The organism is Paenibacillus sp. FSL L8-0333 (assembly GCF_037965665.1).
GTDB classification, from domain to species: domain Bacteria; phylum Bacillota; class Bacilli; order Paenibacillales; family Paenibacillaceae; genus Paenibacillus_AQ; species Paenibacillus_AQ odorifer.
The window spans coordinates 6613230-6632993 of record NZ_CP150186.1; the positions used below are offsets into that span (position 1 = coordinate 6613230).

Here is a 19764-nt window from a genome sequence, read left to right on the forward strand (position 1 = left end):
TATAGGTTTAAATTAATAGACATAGGCCAATGATGCCATCAGATTATCAAAGGAATAGGCTTGGCCACTAGCTACATCGCCGAAGCCTCCATACAGTGAGCTGCCGGCATCGGTTATTCTGAACTCGTTCATTCTTTCAATGCTTTTGCGATAGAGTGCATCGTCTCCGATCTCGGCACCAATCATAGCCGTAATAGCGTAAATGGCTGTTGAGCGAATATCGTTAAGCGGCTTTCCCTCACGCGAATATTGTCCATATAATGTGCCAGCTTCGACCTGCTGCTTGATATAATCAATGCTGGAGGATTTCTGCTGGTCTACCTCTGCCAAAGCCAGAATAGACAGTAGCGATTCTACTGTATTGATATTCTCCGAAGTATAGGTTCCACTCTCATAATTAAACCTTGTTTCATAGAAGGGAAACTCATCTGATAAATATCCATCTTTCAGTATAACGCTCATATTATTCAACAAAAATTCACGAGATTCTCCAGAAACCGACAATTTTCGCATTGTACCTAAATCAATATAACATAAAGTAACGAATGTGTTGGTTTTTTTGTAATTTTCATCATAGAAGTCATACATATATCCATTTTTTACATTATAGTTATAAAATCTTTCACCATACTTATCCGCTTCCTCTGTATAGTGTTTATCCCTAAACGTATCCCCCGCTTCATAAAGCGCACGAATGATACGTAAGTCATCAACGGCAGCATTCACAGGATATAATTTCTGCTGTTTAGGGCTATATCGGTAGCTAAAACCGCCCTTCATATCAAAGGTTTGCTTAGCCAGCGCCCATTCTTCTGCAAATCGCTCTTTCTCACCACTCCGTACGGCTGCCAGCATCCTCAGAGAGGCAGACTCACTTAGAATCTCATGGCCGCTTGCCGCTTCCCCGGATTGCTCTGTTTCAATTAAATTCGTATAAACACCGGACGAGCCGGTAAGCTTCGTAACAATAAATTGCTCTAAAGCATCCAATTCCTGTGAATGGTCCCCCACATCATTATTAGCCGAACCCGTAGGATTCGGTGGCTCTGTTGTATGAACATTCGCGGAGGGCGAGGGTGTTGATGCCGGCGTTGCTGTTTGCTCGCATGCTGTTAATGCTGTAAAACCTATAAGTACCACTACAGCAACAGCTATCTCTTTCCTCAAAAAATCACCTCCCTAAGCATCTGCTTATATTGCCTAGTATTATCTATAACGGTAATATACATCACATACTTAATCCAAATGTTAAATTTATGAAACTATTAGATGAAAAAAAGAGGCATCCACACGCCTTCTGACGAGCAGACCCCTCTTTTTCTATCATCTATTTACTTTATTCCATACGTTCCCAAAAACGATGGGCAGAAATGGCCGCAACGAAGCTAGCCGCAAAAACTTCCCCACCATCGCCTATTACGACGCCCGGACTGCTTCTGTGTTCATCTGTTGCAAGCAGCTCAGCAAGTGTTGTGGTCATCGCGATGGGTTTAAAATGTGCATATGCTTGGTTGAGGAATAGCGCTGCATCTTTATGGAATTTCTTGCGCTCTGCATTTCCACCAACCGCATAAATCGCATCGAAGAGCACCGAATCTGTAGTGGATAAGGTGTGGATGACTTCAAGCTCTGTGCCGTTTGAGCCTTTAATAAATCCAAGCTTATCACTGATTAGCTCCGGTTGAATCCCAGCTCCCATAAGCGTGTCCAATACAGGCATTACCGCAGCTTCATCAAAACCATCCCCGATAATCACGCCTACTTTACGCGTGTTGGGATGTTTTTTCGTATTAGCTTGACTTAAGGCTGGGGAAGCTTGAGTGACCTCAGAACCGCCAACTTCTGGAGCCGCTACTCCAATGGCTTCTGCCACAGGTACAGCAAGCTCGGAGGTAATGTTAGCAAGCATATTTACGACCTGCTGTCGGACCGACTTACTCTTAACCTTTCCAAGCTCAAAAGAATAAGCTTCGATAATATGCAATTGTTCCGGAGGGCTCATACTATTCCAGAATAACTTGGCTTGTGAAAAATGATCCTCAAAGCTTTTACTCCGGCTCCGTACCTTACGGCCCTCAACCTTTTCTTGATAATGCACATAACCGCCTTCAGCCTCTGGGACAGGTCTCGGCGTATTTTGGGCCAGAGAATTATTATGATAACTCACAGTGCCCTGATTAATCGTCTGCCGCCCATATCCGTCACGCTGGTTGTTGTGGAAAGGACACACCGGTCTATTAATCGGCAATTCATGAAAGTTAGGACCCCCAAGCCGAATCAGCTGGGTATCCGTATAAGAGAACAATCTGCCCTGAAGTAGCGGGTCATTGGTGAAATCAATACCTGGCACTACATGTCCAGGGTGGAAAGCCACCTGCTCCGTTTCGGCAAAAACATTATCCACGTTGCGGTTCAAGGTCATTTTCCCAACGATCTGCACGGGCACGTCTTCCTCTGGCCATAGCTTTGTAGGGTCCAACACGTCGAAATCAAACTTGAATTCATCTTCTTCACTAAGAAGCTGAATGCCCAGCTCGTATTCCGGAAAGTTGCCGGCTTCAATCGATTCCCATAAATCACGTCGGTGAAAGTCAGGGTCCGCTCCTGATATTTTCTGTGCTTCGTCCCACACCAAAGAGTGTACACCAAGCACTGGTTTCCAATGGAATTTAACAAAATGTGCTTTCCCCTGCTCATTGATCAGACGGAAGGTATGAACCCCAAACCCTTCCATCATCCGGAAGCTTCGCGGAATGGCGCGGTCAGACATCAGCCACATCGCCATATGGGCCGATTCCTGGTTATTGGCGATGAAATCCCAGAAGGTATCATGGGCTGATGCCGCCTGAGGCATTTCATTATGTGGCTCCGGCTTAAGCGCATGCACTAGATCAGGGAACTTAATCGCATCCTGTATAAAAAAGACCGGCATATTATTGCCTACCAAATCATAATTGCCTTCTTCGGTATAAAATTTGGTCGAGAAGCCCCGGGCATCCCGCACAGTTTCGGCTGAACCCCGTGATCCTGCTACCGTTGAGAACCGGACAAACACCGGGGTCTTTACGGACGGATCTTGAAGGAATTTCGCCTTCGTATATTCTTTCAACGATTTATATACTTCAAACTCCCCGTGGGCGGCAAATCCGCGTGCATGCACGATCCGCTCAGGAATCCGCTCGTGATCGAAATGGGTCATTTTTTCCCGAAAATGAAAATCCTCCAGCAAGGTTGGCCCCCGGTCACCGGCTTTTAGGGAGAACTCATCCTCGGACACTTTCAATCCCTGATTGGTTGTTAAAGCGTGACCTTCGTCCTTACTGCGAAACTGTTCCAATTGCTCATTTTTGCTATTTCCGTTCACTTTTTGCTGTTCACTCATTAACAATGGCTCCTTCCGAAAGGTAGAGTAACGATAATATTCATCTCTTACCCTTAAGGAAGGAACGGCAAACAAAAAGAAGCGGAATTCCGAGAAGCCCTTCTCCCGAAAATCCGCTTACTCGCTTATCTCTGACCTAACCTTTAATTCTCCGGTACGTCTCTTCATCCGAAACAATATATAATCTAGCCTCTTTAGGAATAGGCTGGCCCAGCTTGCGATTGATGCTAAGGTCACTGCGATCCGAGAGTAAAGTTGCACCTTGAAGGAGCAATTCCTGAAACGCCTGCCCATAGGTCTTCCATGCACTATTCACTGGAATCTCATAAATATCATCCCCATACTGGCGGCTCAGCAGCTGCGTAATCACCTCTGAATTCCCCTCTTGTAGAGCGGATCGGACAGCCAATCTAGAAATGGCATCATGCGACAGAACGAATTCATTGACCTGAACATGCCTGAAATTCTGTATATTCTTCTCCTGCATAATTTCTACGGTAGTATGTACTTGTGGCGCTATGCGCTCAATGCTGGAGGCGATAAGCAGAGACTTCCCGTCAATTAGCGATGCTTCATCAATCCGTGTGTCTCCGAACACAATGGCTGCCCGGGCTTCGTGTATGTTAGCTTTAAGGAGAATCTCATCGCTGGAAGCATCACCGCTTACAAAGTGGACCTGTTCCATATGCTCCAGCGGATGCCGTCCTATCTCATCAATGATGACGATATGACATTTAGGTGAATAGCATAACACCTCATCTACCGCAGCTTGCGCTTTCTTACTCCAATTGATTAATATCACATGATCCTTTCCCCGGAAGCTCAATGTTCCTGCTCCTCTCCTTCTCTGCACTTCTGCAATAGAGTCAATGACCTTGCCAATAACCAAGCTGAGAAGACCAATCCCAAAAATATACAGAAACATGGTGAATAGCTTACCCACTACAGTCTCTGTAAAATAATCCCCATACCCAACGGTGGCCATCGTTGTCATGACCCAATAGAAGGCATTAAACCAGTTGTGGAATGTACTCGGTTCAAGCAGGTAAGCTATCGATGCGCTAAGAATTATAAAGATCAAAATAATCAAACCGATCGACCGTTTGCGTAAACGCATCATCCTGGTGGATATTCTCAGAAAAAAATGCATCTGCCATCCCTTCCTCACATTAATAAAGCTGCCTCTCGAGGTTATTACTGAGGGCAGCCTTATCCATGTCCATCTGCGATTTTTGAACTAAACAATCAAACTGCTGACTGCAAACGCTGTGCCGATAAACACCAAGCAGAGCATAGTGCCTACTGCCACATTGCCTTTTTCCAGATGTTCTGAAATTTTAAAGCTTGGGGTCGCCAATTCAAAAATCCAGTAAGCAGCGATGAGGCACACATAACCGACAGCAAACCAAATGATCATATGCAGAATAGAGGTATTCGTATACGCCGCTACTCCAATGATAATTGCTGTGGCGAGAAATTTGCCGCCAAGCGCTAGAGCTACAGCCACATTCCCTTTTTTCAGCTCTTCCATATCCTTGAACGGGGTCATCAAGCCAAAGATAACCATACCCAACAATTGCAGAAGAATAATCACAAATATACTGACTATCAAATTAACAACAATCGTCACTTTGCCCACCCCCGAAATTTCGCATATGCCGAGTCATAATCGGCGAAATCATGTACTTCCTCAAGGACTACGGAAGCGGTCTTTTCTTTCTCTAATGCTGCATAACGCTCATCGTCTATCGGCTGCTTGATCCGGTTGCCGGAAGGCAGCTCAAGGACGGCAAAGTTTCTTGTCTTCTCATTATATTTTGTCTTGTATACTCCTACAAGATCAACATCCGTAGTTACCGATACCTTAAGGTTGGTAAGGTCCTCTACTGCTGTTTTTTCATCGGGATACGATTTAATGGTCGTCCAGGAAGATAGGCGGACTTCATTGCGTTGGTCAGCATCTGTGATCAGCTCAGCGTCCATGAACTGCAATGTCCATATTTTATCGCCAGTAGCATAATTCTCATCATTCGGCAGCAGCTCATTATCCGGCAACACCGTCATATCGCTGCCAATTAGATCGCCTACAGTACTCTCCACAACCCGGTAATCCCAAGGTACCCGTGCAACACTGTCAGAAGTTTCGGCAGTGCCTGAATCAAACACACTCCCCTGATTACTGGAACATGCACTAAGCAGCAGCACCGTTAGAAGCATCATACATAAAGCGCCGATCCGGGCCTTTACTAATCTAGTAGACGACTTGTTTATAGCCTTACTTTTATCCAACTATCTCACTCCCAACGCGATAAAATGACTGGCATTGCCCGTAATCAGTCCGCCAGCCCGGCCGAGCAGCCCACACGGTTTCCCATTAATGACGAACATGCCTGTCAGTAGGTGGAATTCACCTTCGGCGGTGTGTATTCGGGCTAGTTCAGCTCTTTTTTGATATACAGAGGGAAAAAGCTGACTGCTATCATAACCCTCTTCGTCCTCAATTTCCAGAGTTCCACTATCGTCAAAGAGACGTACAGAACCGCCTTCGCGGCCAAATACAGATTTGGACACAAAGCTGCCAGAGAACACAGGCTTATTATAAGTCGGCAAAATATAACGTGAGATCGCCTCACGCTCTTCATTGTCAAATAATAAGCCAAGCTCATACATTCCCCACACAGCTGCAATCAATCCCTTAGACTGCAACAGGATACTGTGAGGTCCATTAAAAAGCTGAAGATTTCCCTGCTCAACGGCATAGGCAAGTGCATCTCCACCTTCATCGACGGCCATCCACTCTTTAGGATATAGAGCAAACATCCGCTGTATCACCCGGTCCTCCCCATCCTTCAAAATGCCCTCATCGACCCACAGGTCGAGGCAATCCACACACTGAATAGTAAGTCCGCTATGTCTGACCAAGGCTTCAATCGTACCTGAATCTTCAAGATGGGAACCATAAGCAACACAAGCTGCGGTATCTGGACGTTCTATCTGCCATGCTGCGGCAAGTTGTTCCTTCATCGCATGATTTGGACTAGCCACACCCGCCTGTTCACAGATCCAAGGTGTTGCTATGGAAGCCTCCACATAACCTGTAGGTGTATCGGCATTCAGTTCCAGAAGCTTGATGGTTCCATCATGAGCTATCGCAAAATCAAACCTTGCATACCGGCTGATTAAGCCTTCTTCCGGAATAGGAGACCCATCAAGCATCTCCCAAAGAACAGGGGGAATGCCCAGTAGCTCATACAAATCGCGTTTTAGATGTATATACCGAACCGCCTTATCGAGGATAGCCCAAAGCTTTGCGGAGGCTTCCTCAAGCTCCTTGTAAATGTCGCTGCGCATCACAGCTATTGCATCCATCCAATACTCTTCTTCCTCTAGATCTGCCCAAGTGAACCCAAGCTCATACAGCGCTTGTACCCGTGGGCCCCGCTCAAGATCAGACAAATCCAGGATCTCAAACACGCTCTGCTGATCACTCATCCGCCGAAACCACTCTTGCTTGAACCTGATCTCGATGAAGATTTCGAGCCTGAGCTTGATTTAGAGTTCTTCGAAGAGTTTAAGCCACTGGAAGTGCCCCCGATTCCGGTCTTCGAAGAGGAACCCCTTCTCGTGATGGAACCCGTGGATGAGGTTGAGGTTTTAGGTTTCACTACAGAACCGGGCACCTTTTTATTCTGAAACTTTTCGCTGCTATAAGTAGGTGGTTTATAAGTGGTTCTCGTGCCTCCATAATAGGTAGGACGGTCCTTAGCCCATCCTCTGGAAGAGTAATTGGCACCGCTGTTAAACAACATATGATACAGAAGCAAATCCGTCCAGCCAAAACCTGAATGATAACCGCCATAGTTATTCACTACAGTTGTCCCGTTTGAAGTTACTACGCCTTGGCCTTGCTCCTCTACCTCTTTCGTACCTTCTTCGGGATAGGGAATATTCCAATCCACATTTTTATCAAAATAAGCTTTAACCTCTTCATTAGACCAAGAGACTAGCTGTGGTTCGCCCGCAGAAGTATTCGCGCTAGCCCCCGCTCCGCCAGGAATAAACATAGCATTCGCTAATAAGGCTATGCCTAGCGATGTTGATAATACACGGATGGGTTTGCCATCGGCGGTAAATAATTTTGATGCAGGCAATTCCTTATCCCTTTCTTCTTTAGCCATCGTAAGGTTCTCCTTCCCTGATGATCTTCTATCCCTCAGTGTGCATCGGAACAAGCAAAAGCTCCAGCTTGCCCTCATCCACATTCAGCCGTCCTTCAACCGCTTCATATTCCTTACTGCCCACCACTATATAATTGACATGTTCAAGTGCAGTTATCATATTCATGCTCCACGTACGCTCTTCAATTACTCGCAGATCACCCTCTGGCATTTTTTCGATTAAAACTACACTCATCCCGTTATCCATTATTACCATTCCTTCCTTATATCTGCTATAGCATCTGATACGTTTTTATCACCTTTTCGTTTCAGTTCTAAGCTTGTATAGATTGCCCAGTATTACTTTTGGAATAAGAACGTCTGTATAAAAGGAGAACTCCTAACGAACACAAGCTGACAAGAAGCAACAGTCCGTATACATGCTCATATGCTTTTGCCGGCGCAAGATCACGCTGAGCATGCAGCAACAGCCCACAGACCGCAACAGATACAGAACCTCCAAAGAACTGAATCAGTTGTAAAAGCCCCATACCTGAACCAATCCAAGTTCGCGGAAGAACCCGAGAAGCTTCATTATTTAAGGATGCCATTGTCGCCGAGAAGGCAGGAGAGAAGCAAAGATAACCAAGCAGAAGAACTACAGGAGATACAGAAAGGTTCAGCGCAAATGCAGCCATAACAGCGGCAAGGATACAATGTCCTATGATTAAGAAGCGCAAGTTGCCATACCGGTCAATAAAACGTCCAACAAAACGGGTAAGAAATGCGGATAATAACGCACCAGGTGCGATAAACAAACCAATCATCAACGCCGATTTACCAAATAGATTAGCGAGCACAAGCGGCATCAGGAACAAATTCCCCAAGTTCAGCACCAGAATACAAAAGCCTATGGTAACTAGCTTCAAGTATCCCGGCATTTTTAGCAGCTGCGGGTTAATAAAGGATTCCTTCGCCTTCTTCAAATACCAAGCGTGCACGATAATAGATACTATGCCCACTGCTAACCATACCAGAGATTGGGTAGTTACGGCTACCAGCAGACTTGCCGCATTTACAACGGTCAACGCCGCCCCAATAACATCAAAGCTTGCAGGCTGCGGCTGTTCCTTAGGTAATAACCGCAGCAGCACTGGTAATACAACAAGCACAAGGCAAGTAATTCCGAATAACCCGTTCCAGCCAAAATACTGACTGATGACGCCACCGAAAATCGGGCCCAACCCAAAGGCCATTGCACTCCCTGCGGAGATCATGGCGATAGCCGCACCACGTCTTTCAATAGGCACATAACGGCTGGCCAGTACGAGACCCAATCCAGCCATCGCACCCGCGCCGGCAGATTGTACTATTCTCGTTATCAATAATGTATTAAAGTCATGCGCAAATAATCCAAACACTGAGGCTAACCCAAGAGTAATTAAGCCAACGGTCAAAAGTCTCCGAATCGGCACCACGTCTGATAAGCGGCTATAAATAACCGTCGATAAAGCATATCCAATCGAATAGCTCGAAATTACCCATGAACCTAGATCAGCAGAAATTTGGAGATCCTGAATAATGGTTGGAAGTGATACATTAAACATCGTTGTGTTCATCACTACGATAAAAAGGCACATGGTCCATAATGGCATGACTACTTTATCATTCATTACTACTTTCTCATTCATTCCTATCCATCCCTGTCCTAATTTATCTATACAAGCTTATCTAAGTTTATGCCTATAAAATCAGGATGGCAATTGGAATAGGGGGATTTAGATTACTTCCGCCACATCAATCCGCACAACAATTCAAACAACTCCATGTAGTTGCGTGGATTTTTGCCCGTCAATGTATGAATGCGATTAAGCCGGTAGTTCAGTGTATTTCGGTGAATATTCAGCTTCTGTACAGTACGATTATGGTCCCCATTCTCAGCAATAAATACTTGCAGCGTTTCAATCAGGCCTGTCTTATCGCCCGACTGATCCAGCAGAGCATAAATCGTTCCGGGCCGTTCAGCACCGTCATAAGAGAGATGAATCAAGAATTTTAGTTCCTCATAAGTGTACAGTTTCTTGAGCGGGTCGACTCTGCTGCCAACACTAATCGCCGCCTGGGCCTGTTCAAGTGAATAAGCAGCTAACTCCGCTGCTTCGCCAGAACCTATTCGCCCCACATTCGTACATGAATTTAGTTTTCCTATAAGCTCTTTATAAAGAAAAACATCCGTTATGAAAAAAACCGCCTTATCATTCTCCAAATTCCAGTAATGTGGATAAGACCTAAATACATTTTTGAATTCTTTTCCGTTCACATCGCCTTCCACAAGGATCGCCCAGCATTTTTTCTTAAGATCAAGCCCATAGCTGCCAGCCCGTTCCAGAAACTCAAGATCATATGCTTCTTTACGATAAGATAATTCATGATAAAATTTCACACGTTTTACTCGCTCATCCTGTTCCAGCTTGTTCCTTGCTTCCTGCTCAATAAGTAATATAGTAGTGACTCTGACCAGCTTACTAAACGGCCTCACCTCATCTGGATGTCCCGTAATACCTACCACACCTAAAACTTTATGATCTATAATAATGGGTTCATTCACCCCCGGCTTCATGCCGCTGCCATCTTCGTACACTTCAAAGACATGCCCACTTTGAATGGCTATTCTCGCTCCCTCATGTAAGGTTCCGACCCGTTTCAGATCTCCGCTCCCTACAATAAAGCCGCTCTCATCCATAACATTAATGTTATAAGGAACTACACTCATCATTTCCTGTGCTATTTGTCCTGCGAGTGTTTTCGATATCTTCATGTCTGTACCTCCTGTTCCTTTATATTCTACTCAGAAAGCTTCTACCTTAAAAAAGAAAAAAGGGGCTGACTCCGTTCAGTCAGCCCCTCTATCACTTTGTATAATTCAATCAGCTTCCTTGGTTCAGCATGACTAACCTAGCTACATTCTCAGCCGTTCTTTCCAGGTTCTCTTGCCCTTTATTCAAAGCATCCTCCAATGAAGCTGCGCCTGGCATAATGCCAAAAATAGCATCGATCCCTTTATCATACAGTACTTCCGTCTGATCGCCGATCCGTCCCGCGAAGGCCAGTACGGGTTTATTATATTTCTTAGCTACCTCAGCAACGCCAAGCGGGGTCTTGCCATATTGGGTCTGGAAATCGATGCTTCCTTCCCCGGTCCACACCATGTCCGCCTGCTGCACCTTTTCTTCAAGTCCAGTATAGTCGATCACAAGCTCAATGCCCTTTTTTAATATTCCGTTTAAGAACACTACCAGTCCTGCCCCAAGTCCACCCGCTGCACCAGCACCAGGCATATCTATAATATCGAAACCCAGTTGCTCTTTGATGACACTCGCATAATGATGCAGATTGCTGTCCAGCTGTTTGATCATATCCGACGTAGCCCCTTTTTGCGGACCAAATACATTGGAAGCTCCGGTCGGACCACATAATGGATTCGTAACGTCGCAGGCCACTTCAACCTGTACATCCTTCAGGCGAGGGTCAAATCCACTCAGATCAACACGGGCTAATCTGCCAAGCTCACCACCACCAAATAACAGCTCATTGCCTTCGGCATCCAGCAGCCTGCCGCCTAATGCCTGCACCATCCCGGCGCCTCCGTCATTGGTGGCACTGCCACCGATGCCAATCAGCAGCTTGCTGACCCCACGATCCAGACATGCTTTGATTAATTGTCCTGTCCCGTAGGTGGTTGTAATCAATGGGTTACGTGTCTCAGGGGATACCAGCTGAATGCCACTCGCACTAGCCATTTCCAGCACCCCTGTCAGCCCGTCTCCTGTGATTCCGTAGGATGCGCTAACTTCATTGCCAAGTGGCCCTTTAACTTTTGTTATATATACTGTACCTTCCGTTGCATCGACCAAGGACTGCATCGTTCCTTCGCCGCCATCTGCCATGGGTACATGAATACAAGTAATATTAGAATTTACTTTATGAATGCCTTTTTCCATGGCTTCACAAGCTTCTTTGGCTGTCATGCTTTCCTTGAAAGAATCCGGTGCCAATACGATGACAAAGTCTTTATTCATAGAATATCCGTCCCTTCTAGTTGCAAATATAAATTATAGGATGAAGCCGTATAATATAGTGGCGACGATAGCCATCGTCAGACCCACGAGACTTTCATAAGGAATCAGTGACATCCGGTCCTTAATGTTCATCTTAACGGAATCTGCGGTCACGTGGAAGAAGTTACCATGTGGCAGATGGTCAATAACTGTAGCCCCGGTGTGCACCATAATTGCTGCATTTAGCGGCGCTGTGCCCATCGAAAGAATAGCGGGACCAAATGATCCGGCAGCCACGATAGAAGCCGTAGAGGTTGATGCTGTAGCAGCCGCCATCAGGATCCCTGCAATTGGAGCAAGGAACGTTCCGGAAATCCCCATAGCCGTTATTGCATCTACAACAGTAGCGCTCAGATCCGATTTCGAGATAATACCAGCGATAGCACCAGCACCAATCAGGATAATGGCTGTACCTGTCATTTTATTTAACCCTGAGGTTGTAAAAGAAATGATGTTCTTCGTTTGTTTCATAGCAATCAATCCAATAATGCCGGCAAGAGGCAAGATGATCATAGAATCGACTTTAAATGATTTCAGCAATTCGATATTTAGAATATTTCCGATTGGGTTAATGGCTAGAAGCAAAATAGCGACAACTGGAGCGACGATAGCACGGCCAAAGCTAGGTTTAACCTTAGTGCTGTCTTCCTCTTTAGTTACAACGTCGCCCTCTGCAATTTTTACACCTTTGTTGACTAACAGATTAGCAATAATAACAGTGACAATCAGACCCGCAACGGCTGGGATGAATCCATGAATCATGACCTGAGCCAAATCTACATCAAAGCCTTTAGCTACGGCAATGGTGTTCGGGTTCGGTGAAATAATGTTACCGGCTTTACCGCCACCGACCAGTGCGAGCAGCAAAGCGGTTTTGGAAATGCCGATCTTCTTACCTACGGACAAAGCGATTGGAGCGACAATAATGATAGCGACTGTGATGAATACGCCCACTGCTGTAATTATCATAGTAGCTAGCGCTATAGATAATAAGGCTTTCTTTTCACCAAGCTTATCTACTATGGTCTCGGCCATTCGTTCGGCTGCCCCAGATTCAATCAATACCCCCGCCAGCACACCTGCCGCGAGTACACGTACAACTGCACCCATAACGCTATTCGTTCCGTCGATGATATATTGTACTGTCTCTGCAATGGATGCCCCGCCTAATATTCCTCCGGCAATCGCGCCTAAAAAGAGTGCGTAGACCGGGTTAACCTTTTTGAAAATCAATACGACGGCCAGAATCAATCCCGCAATCGCGCCCATCCAGTTAATTACTGTGCCTTCCATCTCTAGTTGCCCCCTAGTATAAGAATTTGACACTATACAGTGTGTAATTTGATAACGCTTTCTAAACTGAGTATACTGCGCTTACAAACCCAATAATATTGACGGGACAACCTATTTTTTTGTGCATATGCACAAGCACTGAGCATGAGAAAAAGACCAAGCTTAGGTTTCAGCACACCAGAGCTTGGTCTTTTAACATGAATTAAACGTATTATGAGACTTGTGTTTCTTTCGTTAGAACAGGGGCAGCAGGATCTTCTGCCAGAACATTATCCTTTGTCTTCGAGAGGAAGATATTCAGCACAATCGCTGTAAGGGAACCGGATACGATACCGTTTTGCAGCAGCATCCGGGCGAATTCAGGCAATTGATCGAACATCGCAGGTACAGTTGCCGAACCCAAACCAACAGCGATACTACAAGCGGCAATCAGCAGATTACCATCCTTACGCAGATCTACCTCTGACAGAATCGACATCCCGGAAACAGCAACCGATCCGAACATCACGATCATCGCTCCACCCAGTACGGCATTGGGAATAACCGTTGTCAGAGCCGCCAATTTAGGCAGTAATCCAAGCACAACCATAATCCCGCCGGCTGCAAAAATAACATTACGAGTTTTGACCCGAGTTAGCGAGACCAATCCTACATTTTGCGAAAATGCTGTGTACGGAAATGCATTAAAGATCCCGCCCAGCATAATCGCCAAACCTTCCGAACGCAGCCCGTTTACGATCTGCTTTTGTTCCACTTTCTGATCCGTTACTTTACCAATCGCAAAGTAAACACCTGTGGACTCCACCATACTAACAATATTAACAATGATCATAGTGAAAATAGCCGTAAGATTGAACTGAGGCCATCCGAAGTAGAAAGGCTGTGCAACACTTACCCAAGAGGCTTCACCTACTGTAGAGAAACTAACAATGCCCATTCCATAAGCAATAATTGTACCCACTAAAAGACCTATCAAGACAGAGACCGAGCGAAGAAATCCTGTAGTAAAACGGTTAACCGCTAAAATGACCAGCAGCGTGATCAGTGCAAGCAACAAATTGCGGGGATTCCCAAAATCAGCGCTGCCTTCTCCGCCAGCTACGCTATTCATAGCTACAGGAATAAGAGATAACCCAATAATGGTCACGACTGAGCCCGTTACTATCGTTGGGAAGAACCTCAGCAGCTTCCCGTAAAGCGGGGCCGCCAGTACCACGAATAGACCAGATAAAATAATTGCTCCGTACACCGTTGCCAAATTGTTGGCACTGCCGATAGCGATAATCGGCCCTACTGCCGTAAAGGTACATCCAAGAATAACCGGCAGCCTGCTGCCAAAATACTTAGTGCCCATAATCTGCAGCAAAGTAGCTAACCCGCAAGTAAACAAATCAGCTGCGATAAGATAGGCCATTTGGGTGGCATTCAGGTTCAGCGCGTTCCCTACGATCAGCGGAACAACAACTGCTCCGGCATACATCGCCAGTACATGCTGAAATCCTAACGCAAATACTTTTTTCTTGCTTAACATCTCGCACTCTCCTTGATTGGCTCTTTTGAACTTTCATTATCAATGAAGTGAATTTCACCTGGTGACATAGATGTGATCCGGGCTAAAGCATGGACTTCTATCCCTCTATCCTCGAGTAGACTCCGGCCTTCTTGGAAGCATTTTTCAATCACACAACCAACGCCAAGGAGCTCAGCGCCAGCCTCTTGCACGATATCAACCAGTCCAACAAGAGCAGCACCAGTAGCCAAAAAGTCATCTACAATAAGCACCTTATCGCTTGGTCCGATATATTTTTGCGAGACACTAACCATATAATCCTCTTTGCGTGTAAAAGAATGTACCGGCGCGGAATAGACCGCTTCAGATAAGGTCACTGCTTTCTTTTTCTTCGCATATACAAACGGTACGCCTAAGGCGATGGCCGTAGCCATGGCGAATTGAATGCCACTTGCTTCAATAGTGATGATCTTAGTGATAGGCAAATGTCCAAACAACCGCTTGAACTCCTGTCCAATTTGTAAGGCAAGCTCCGTATCCACCTGATGATTCAGAAATGAATCTACCTTTAGTACCGTATCTGATAAAATAAGACCCTCTTGTCTGATGCGCTCTTGAAGTACCTTCATAGTAAACTTGATCTCTCCTTCTGAATTAAAAACAAAAAAAGGACAAATCCCTTGAGTCGTTTCTCTCAAGTGAATTTGTCCTTCTGGGTTTTTGTCCCTTAGTGGTGTAACACTGCATAGTGTCCGCATCGCTCGGTCCAGTCCTTCCATAGTCAGGAAGCGGAACCCTAGATGCGCTATTTCACTCATAGTCGGATAATTACAGTGGTTATCCGGTAGAAACTTATGGGCCATATTCCCAAGATTATATGAGTTGACAAGCAAATATAAGGATAATGTATAATGTGAAACTTATATTTTTATAAATGTTCGATATGAATACCTTGTATATCTTACACGCTCTGTCTGGTGCTTACAAGCAAAATTTTAAGCAATTTGCATGCCATTTTCAGGTTATTTTCACGAAATTCAATTGTTTACATTTAGTAGTTGTTACTCCAATATCTTCTGCGCTGTTTCTTGGGTCGTTACAAGTACATTCATATAACCGCCATTTAGCGCACCACGGATCCCTGTAACCTTCTCAAGTGACTCCGCTACACCAATCGAATACCGAGCTTGCTTGATCTGCTCCAGCTCAATAGTCAGCGTTCGATCCGATATTCCGGTATGCACGGGAATCCCGTTCCCATCATAGAATCGTGAACAGATATCACCAGCGACCTTTCCATTCTCCAGCTCAGCAATCACTGCATCACCATAAAATCCGCGCCACGCCTCTTCCCCTTTCATTTCCGGCGATCCGATGCCGAACACAGCGATATCCAGATGGTCCCACGCCTTGGCAATGGTCTGATAATACTGCGAATTCATCAGTTGATCTCTAGTTTCCTTTTGCTCCGTGATCGCTGGAACATCAATCATTAACGAGCGCGCACCCCATTTCAGGGCAGCTTGATAGCAGATGTTATTTACATGGTACCCGCTCTCCATCTTTCCTGATGGGCCGCCAACCGTAGGTACACAGGTTACAAAAGGTCTCTGGGCTTGTGTTAGGCTTTCTACAACGCTAGCTAAGCTGCTTCCCCAAGAAAACCCAATCGTATCTTTCGGGAGAAGCACTTGCTCGAGCCATCTCGCACAGGCTTGTCCTATAGCTTTGCGTTTTATCGTACTGGACTGTGCAGGATCTACCTCCACAACAATGGCTTCCCGTAGCCCGAACCGCTCCTTCAGCTCCTGCTCCAATGTAAAATGATCGCCAGTATCGTAATTAATAGTTATTGTAACGATACCTTCTTCACGTACCCTCTTTAGCATCCTGCTGATGGTGGTACGATATATACCAAGTTCGCTAGAGATTTCACTCTGCGTTAAATTCTGTTCATAATACATTTGTGCTATTTTAATGAGCAGCTTCTTATCTTCTTTTCGATCCATGTTACAACGCCCCCGCTATATTCAACAGTTTGACGGATTTAGAACCCCCCGCTATACTGTAGACGATTGTTTTGCACATTTATTATTATATTGCACAAATGTGCTTAATATCAAAACTTTTATGGAGATGAATGGTTCAGATGGAATCAAGGTTATCTCTAAATAAAAACAAACAATCCAAACAGGTGAGGTGCTGGAAATGAATCCCTTAAAGTGGGCAATTGTAGGTCCGGGAAGTATAGCTGCCGAATTTGCGGCTGCGCTGAATGAAACGGGGGAAACATTGTATGCGGTTGGATCGCGGAGCTTAGAGAAAGCACAACAATTCGCAAATCAATATGGAGCCACGAAAGCTTATGGCAGTTACAGTGAAATGCTGCAGGATCCCGCAATTGATGTAGTGTACATCTCTACGCCACATAGCAATCATTATGAATACATCATTGAAAGCTTACAGAATAACAAACATGTTCTCTGCGAAAAAGCAATCACAGTGAACAGCAAACAACTTCAAGAGGTCACCCTACTTGCCGCTGAAAAGGATCTGGTTGTGGCCGAAGCTATGACCATCTACCATATGCCACTGTATAAAAAACTGCGGCAGCTCATTGAGGATGGCATCATCGGGCGCCTCAAAATGGTGCAGGTCTCCTTTGGCAGCCATAAAGAATATGATGTGAACAACCGTTTCTTCAGCAAAGATCTGGCGGGCGGAGCCCTGCTGGATATTGGGACGTATGCGTTGTCCTTCACAAGATTCTTCCTGTCCAAACAGCCCCATGAGATTCTTACTACGGTAAAACGATTCGAGACAGGAGTGGACGAGCAATCCGGCATTATTCTTAACAATGCTGCAGATGAAATGGCGGTAATCTCCCTTACAATGCGCTCCAAAATGCCTAAACGAGGCGTGGTTGCAGGAGAACTCGGATTTATTACCGTAGACAATTTCCCGCGGGCCAGCAAAGCCACCATTCAATATTTGGATGGCACAGTAGAGACGATTGAGGCTGGAGATACAGCCAAGGCTTTACAATACGAGATTGAAGATATGCGGCGGTATATTGCAGATAAAAGCCATAAAGAGACCCTCGACCTCTCCTTGGATGTCATGGACATTATGAGCAATGTCCGGGAACAATGGGGGATCAAATATAGCTTTGAATAAATAAACCGATTATTAGGCAGCAACTTAGGCAAATGATTGTTTTTCGAGGTGGTCCGCCCGTATTCATCACTTAATCCCCCCATCTGCATTAATGTTAATGAAGTCAAAGTATGGGAGAGTGAATATGGGTGGCCTATAAAAGAGACCGGATCGTTGTCATTATTCAAAAAGGAAAACGGCGCATAATTACAAGGACCCCACTCCACGGAGTGGACAGATTAATCTTTGTCATCAACAATCAATATACGAACGCCCCCAACACTACACAAATTGCAAGCGGTGCAGGACGCAGCAGCGCAAGCGGCAATAATGCCGCCATTGCTTCTCCCTATACACGCCAACAACAAAGTGTCGGCGCAGGCGGTGATGCGACTAACCTAGGCAGTGGGGGCAACAAACGCGGCAAAGCTAAGCCCCTCTTATTATATCCGTATCGCAAAGAAGTTGTGGTCGTTATCAATACCCAGACGGTTAAACTGCCTAAACGGAGCCAGAATGCCTCCGCAACTCAGGTAGCAAGCGGAGGCGGAACGTTCAGCACCGGTGGAACAAACTCCGCTATTGAAAGTCCAGGAACAAGACAGCAACAGGCGGTTGGTGGAGGATCGGGTGGGCACGCCACTAACAAAGGCACAACTAAACGGCGCCACCTCAAACAACGGTCTCGTTAACCCTTTCGGGACTATATAACAAGTATAGCAAAAAGCATGGGCAAACCCGACGAGATCAGGGCGCCCATGCTTTTTTTGGGTTTGGTGAGTTGCGTTACAGGTACTTTTTAGTACCTATAGCACTTTAAAGTACGTACTATACTTAATGGACATATCTCTTCATAATAGCACTTACCGGCCGGTGATTAACACAGCGTAGGAGTGAAAGAAATGTCCTTAGATAAAAGAAGAAGCACCTTGGCGCTCTTAGCTCTAGCCATTAGTGCCTTTGCGATTGGAACCACTGAGTTTATCAGTGTGGGGCTGCTGCCTCTAATCGCCACGGATCTGCATATACCGGTAACCACAGCCGGGTTGACCGTTACTTTATACGCTTTAGGAGTAACTTTTGGCGCACCCATCTTAACGTCGCTAACCACGTCGATATCACGCAAAACATTGCTGCTAAGCATTATGATCGTTTTTATTATCGGCAATAGTCTTGCGGCGGCGGCGGACGGGATTACATTGCTGTTAATCGCGAGAGTGATTTCCGCCCTGGCACATGGCTTGTTCATGTCGATTGCTTCGACCATTGCCGCCGACCTCGTGCCTGAGGATCGTAAGGCCAGTGCCATTGCCATCATGTTCACTGGACTTACAGTAGCTACTGTTACTGGCGTTCCGCTAGGTACGTTCCTTGGCCAACAACTCGGCTGGCGTGCTGCATTTGTTGCTATCATTGCAATCGGGCTTATAGCACTCATCGGCAATCTGATCCTTGTTCCTTCATCCGGGCTGCGCAAAGGTACCCACACACCCCTTCGTGAGCAAGTTAAGCTGGTCACCAATGGGCGTTTACTGCTTGCCTTCGCGATTACAGCTTTGGGCTATGGGGGCACATTTGTAGTCTTTACTTATTTATCGCCCCTTCTGCATGAGATCAGCGGATTCAAAGAGAATACAGTCGCCGTCATCTTGCTTGTATACGGCATTGCGATTGCCATCGGGAACGTGATTGGAGGTAAAGCCGCCAACCGCAAACCAATGAATGCTCTATTCTATATGTTTGCAGTCCAAGCTGTCGTCTTATTTGTCTTAGCTTTTACCGCACCTTACAAGGTTGCCGCACTGATTACGATCTTCTTCATGGGACTGTTAGCTTTCATGAACGTGCCCGGCTTGCAAGTACATGTTGTTACGCTTGCAGATCGATATGCGCCAAGTGCACGAGATGTAGCTTCTGCATTAAATATTGCTGCTTTTAACGCTGGTATTGCCATTGGAGCGTACCTTGGCGGCATCGTCACAGATCATATGGGACTGATTCATACCACTTGGGTAGGTGCAATCATGGTTCTGTCCGCAGTATTACTGACGGCATGGAGCCGTGCTCTGGAGAAGAAAGATGAGGCTCCTCTCCAGACTAAAGCTGCTTAAACAGCAGTCCATTAACAACCCAAACAAACTTTTAAAT

Annotated in this window: 18 protein-coding genes and 1 riboswitch; of the genes, 3 read left to right on the forward strand and 15 right to left on the reverse strand. The window is 45.7% G+C overall.

Going from position 1 to position 19764, the window contains the following annotated elements; translation table 11 throughout:
- Positions 1–12: 12 nt before the first annotated feature.
- The 15 genes from NYE72_RS29475 to NYE72_RS29545 all read right to left on the reverse strand — a co-directional run bounded on the left by NYE72_RS29475 (position 13) and on the right by NYE72_RS29545 (position 16469).
- Positions 13–1167, reverse strand: a complete 1155-nt coding sequence (locus NYE72_RS29475) for a glycosyl hydrolase family 8 (RefSeq protein WP_235219466.1) — start codon at positions 1165–1167, stop codon at positions 13–15.
- 169 nt (positions 1168–1336) lie between these two features.
- Complete coding sequence (locus NYE72_RS29480; protein WP_038573771.1) at positions 1337–3382, reverse strand: catalase; 2046 nt, start codon at positions 3380–3382, stop codon at positions 1337–1339.
- Positions 3383–3518: 136 nt separating this feature from the next.
- Positions 3519–4532, reverse strand: a complete 1014-nt coding sequence (locus NYE72_RS29485) for a potassium channel family protein (RefSeq protein ID WP_036682185.1) — start codon at positions 4530–4532, stop codon at positions 3519–3521.
- Between the two features lie 87 nt (positions 4533–4619).
- A complete protein-coding gene (locus tag NYE72_RS29490) occupies positions 4620–5012 on the reverse strand; it encodes a DUF350 domain-containing protein (protein ID WP_038573772.1) in 393 nt (130 codons plus the stop codon).
- Positions 5009–5602 carry a hypothetical protein gene (locus tag NYE72_RS29495; RefSeq protein WP_232061559.1) on the reverse strand — a complete coding sequence of 198 codons (594 nt, stop codon included), beginning with the start codon at positions 5600–5602 and terminating at the stop codon, positions 5009–5011. Before NYE72_RS29495 ends, NYE72_RS29490 begins: the two co-directional genes overlap by 4 nt.
- 69 nt (positions 5603–5671) lie before the next feature.
- The gene (locus tag NYE72_RS29500) at positions 5672–6874 is read right to left on the reverse strand and encodes a glutathionylspermidine synthase family protein (protein WP_036682191.1); all 1203 of its coding nucleotides are present in this window, start codon (positions 6872–6874) and stop codon (positions 5672–5674) included.
- Positions 6871–7560 carry a hypothetical protein gene (locus NYE72_RS29505; protein ID WP_036682194.1) on the reverse strand — a complete coding sequence of 230 codons (690 nt, stop codon included), beginning with the start codon at positions 7558–7560 and terminating at the stop codon, positions 6871–6873. Before NYE72_RS29505 ends, NYE72_RS29500 begins: the two co-directional genes overlap by 4 nt.
- Before the next feature lie 28 nt (positions 7561–7588).
- Positions 7589–7807, reverse strand: a complete 219-nt coding sequence (locus NYE72_RS29510; protein WP_036682196.1) for a hypothetical protein — start codon at positions 7805–7807, stop codon at positions 7589–7591.
- A 67-nt stretch (positions 7808–7874) separates the two neighbouring features.
- A complete protein-coding gene (locus NYE72_RS29515) occupies positions 7875–9230 on the reverse strand; it encodes an MFS transporter (RefSeq protein WP_244886406.1) in 1356 nt (451 codons plus the stop codon).
- Positions 9231–9322: 92 nt separating this feature from the next.
- Positions 9323–10357 (reverse strand): sugar diacid recognition domain-containing protein, encoded by a 1035-nt coding sequence (locus NYE72_RS29520; protein ID WP_038573773.1) that lies wholly within the window; start codon positions 10355–10357, stop codon positions 9323–9325.
- A 109-nt stretch (positions 10358–10466) separates the two neighbouring features.
- Entirely contained in the window at positions 10467–11618 is a 1152-nt protein-coding gene (locus NYE72_RS29525; protein ID WP_038573774.1) for a glycerate kinase, read from the reverse strand.
- Positions 11619–11651: 33 nt separating this feature from the next.
- Positions 11652–12950 (reverse strand): SLC13 family permease, encoded by a 1299-nt coding sequence (locus NYE72_RS29530; protein ID WP_038573777.1) that lies wholly within the window; start codon positions 12948–12950, stop codon positions 11652–11654.
- 211 nt (positions 12951–13161) lie between these two features.
- Entirely contained in the window at positions 13162–14481 is a 1320-nt protein-coding gene (locus NYE72_RS29535; RefSeq protein WP_036682206.1) for a nucleobase:cation symporter-2 family protein, read from the reverse strand.
- Positions 14475–15089 carry a xanthine phosphoribosyltransferase gene (locus NYE72_RS29540; RefSeq protein WP_036682464.1) on the reverse strand — a complete coding sequence of 205 codons (615 nt, stop codon included), beginning with the start codon at positions 15087–15089 and terminating at the stop codon, positions 14475–14477. The genes NYE72_RS29535 and NYE72_RS29540 overlap by 7 nt, the downstream gene beginning before the upstream one ends.
- A gap of 168 nt (positions 15090–15257) precedes the next feature.
- Positions 15258–15361: riboswitch (purine riboswitch) on the reverse strand.
- 160 nt (positions 15362–15521) lie between these two features.
- A complete protein-coding gene (locus NYE72_RS29545; protein WP_038573779.1) occupies positions 15522–16469 on the reverse strand; it encodes a sugar-binding transcriptional regulator in 948 nt (315 codons plus the stop codon).
- Positions 16470–16668: 199 nt separating this feature from the next.
- Here NYE72_RS29545 and NYE72_RS29550 point away from each other — a divergent pair, with 199 nt between their 5' ends.
- From NYE72_RS29550 to NYE72_RS29560, 3 genes are all read left to right on the forward strand, one after another.
- Complete coding sequence (locus NYE72_RS29550; RefSeq protein ID WP_038573781.1) at positions 16669–17637, forward strand: Gfo/Idh/MocA family oxidoreductase; 969 nt, start codon at positions 16669–16671, stop codon at positions 17635–17637.
- 158 nt (positions 17638–17795) lie between these two features.
- Positions 17796–18308, forward strand: a complete 513-nt coding sequence (locus tag NYE72_RS29555; protein ID WP_244886541.1) for a hypothetical protein — start codon at positions 17796–17798, stop codon at positions 18306–18308.
- A 210-nt stretch (positions 18309–18518) separates the two neighbouring features.
- Positions 18519–19727: an MFS transporter gene (locus NYE72_RS29560; protein WP_038573785.1), complete on the forward strand. Its 1209-nt coding sequence runs from the start codon at positions 18519–18521 to the stop codon at positions 19725–19727.
- The last annotated feature ends 37 nt before the right edge of the window (positions 19728–19764 follow it).

Coding starts and splice junctions, on each gene's coding strand:
- NYE72_RS29480 (WP_038573771.1), bottom strand. CDS start 3,382: ATGAGTGAACAGCAAAAAGTGAACGGAAATAGCAAAAATGAGCAATTG.
- NYE72_RS29485 (WP_036682185.1), bottom strand. CDS start 4,532: ATGCATTTTTTTCTGAGAATATCCACCAGGATGATGCGTTTACGCAAA.
- NYE72_RS29495 (WP_232061559.1), bottom strand. CDS start 5,602: ATGATGCTTCTAACGGTGCTGCTGCTTAGTGCATGTTCCAGTAATCAG.
- NYE72_RS29500 (WP_036682191.1), bottom strand. CDS start 6,874: ATGAGTGATCAGCAGAGCGTGTTTGAGATCCTGGATTTGTCTGATCTT.
- NYE72_RS29505 (WP_036682194.1), bottom strand. CDS start 7,560: ATGGCTAAAGAAGAAAGGGATAAGGAATTGCCTGCATCAAAATTATTT.
- NYE72_RS29510 (WP_036682196.1), bottom strand. CDS start 7,807: ATGGATAACGGGATGAGTGTAGTTTTAATCGAAAAAATGCCAGAGGGT.
- NYE72_RS29515 (WP_244886406.1), bottom strand. CDS start 9,230: ATGAATGAGAAAGTAGTAATGAATGATAAAGTAGTCATGCCATTATGG.
- NYE72_RS29520 (WP_038573773.1), bottom strand. CDS start 10,357: ATGAAGATATCGAAAACACTCGCAGGACAAATAGCACAGGAAATGATG.
- NYE72_RS29525 (WP_038573774.1), bottom strand. CDS start 11,618: ATGAATAAAGACTTTGTCATCGTATTGGCACCGGATTCTTTCAAGGAA.
- NYE72_RS29530 (WP_038573777.1), bottom strand. CDS start 12,950: ATGGAAGGCACAGTAATTAACTGGATGGGCGCGATTGCGGGATTGATT.
- NYE72_RS29535 (WP_036682206.1), bottom strand. CDS start 14,481: ATGTTAAGCAAGAAAAAAGTATTTGCGTTAGGATTTCAGCATGTACTG.
- NYE72_RS29540 (WP_036682464.1), bottom strand. CDS start 15,089: ATGAAGGTACTTCAAGAGCGCATCAGACAAGAGGGTCTTATTTTATCA.
- NYE72_RS29545 (WP_038573779.1), bottom strand. CDS start 16,469: ATGGATCGAAAAGAAGATAAGAAGCTGCTCATTAAAATAGCACAAATG.
- NYE72_RS29550 (WP_038573781.1), top strand. CDS start 16,669: ATGAATCCCTTAAAGTGGGCAATTGTAGGTCCGGGAAGTATAGCTGCC.
- NYE72_RS29560 (WP_038573785.1), top strand. CDS start 18,519: ATGTCCTTAGATAAAAGAAGAAGCACCTTGGCGCTCTTAGCTCTAGCC.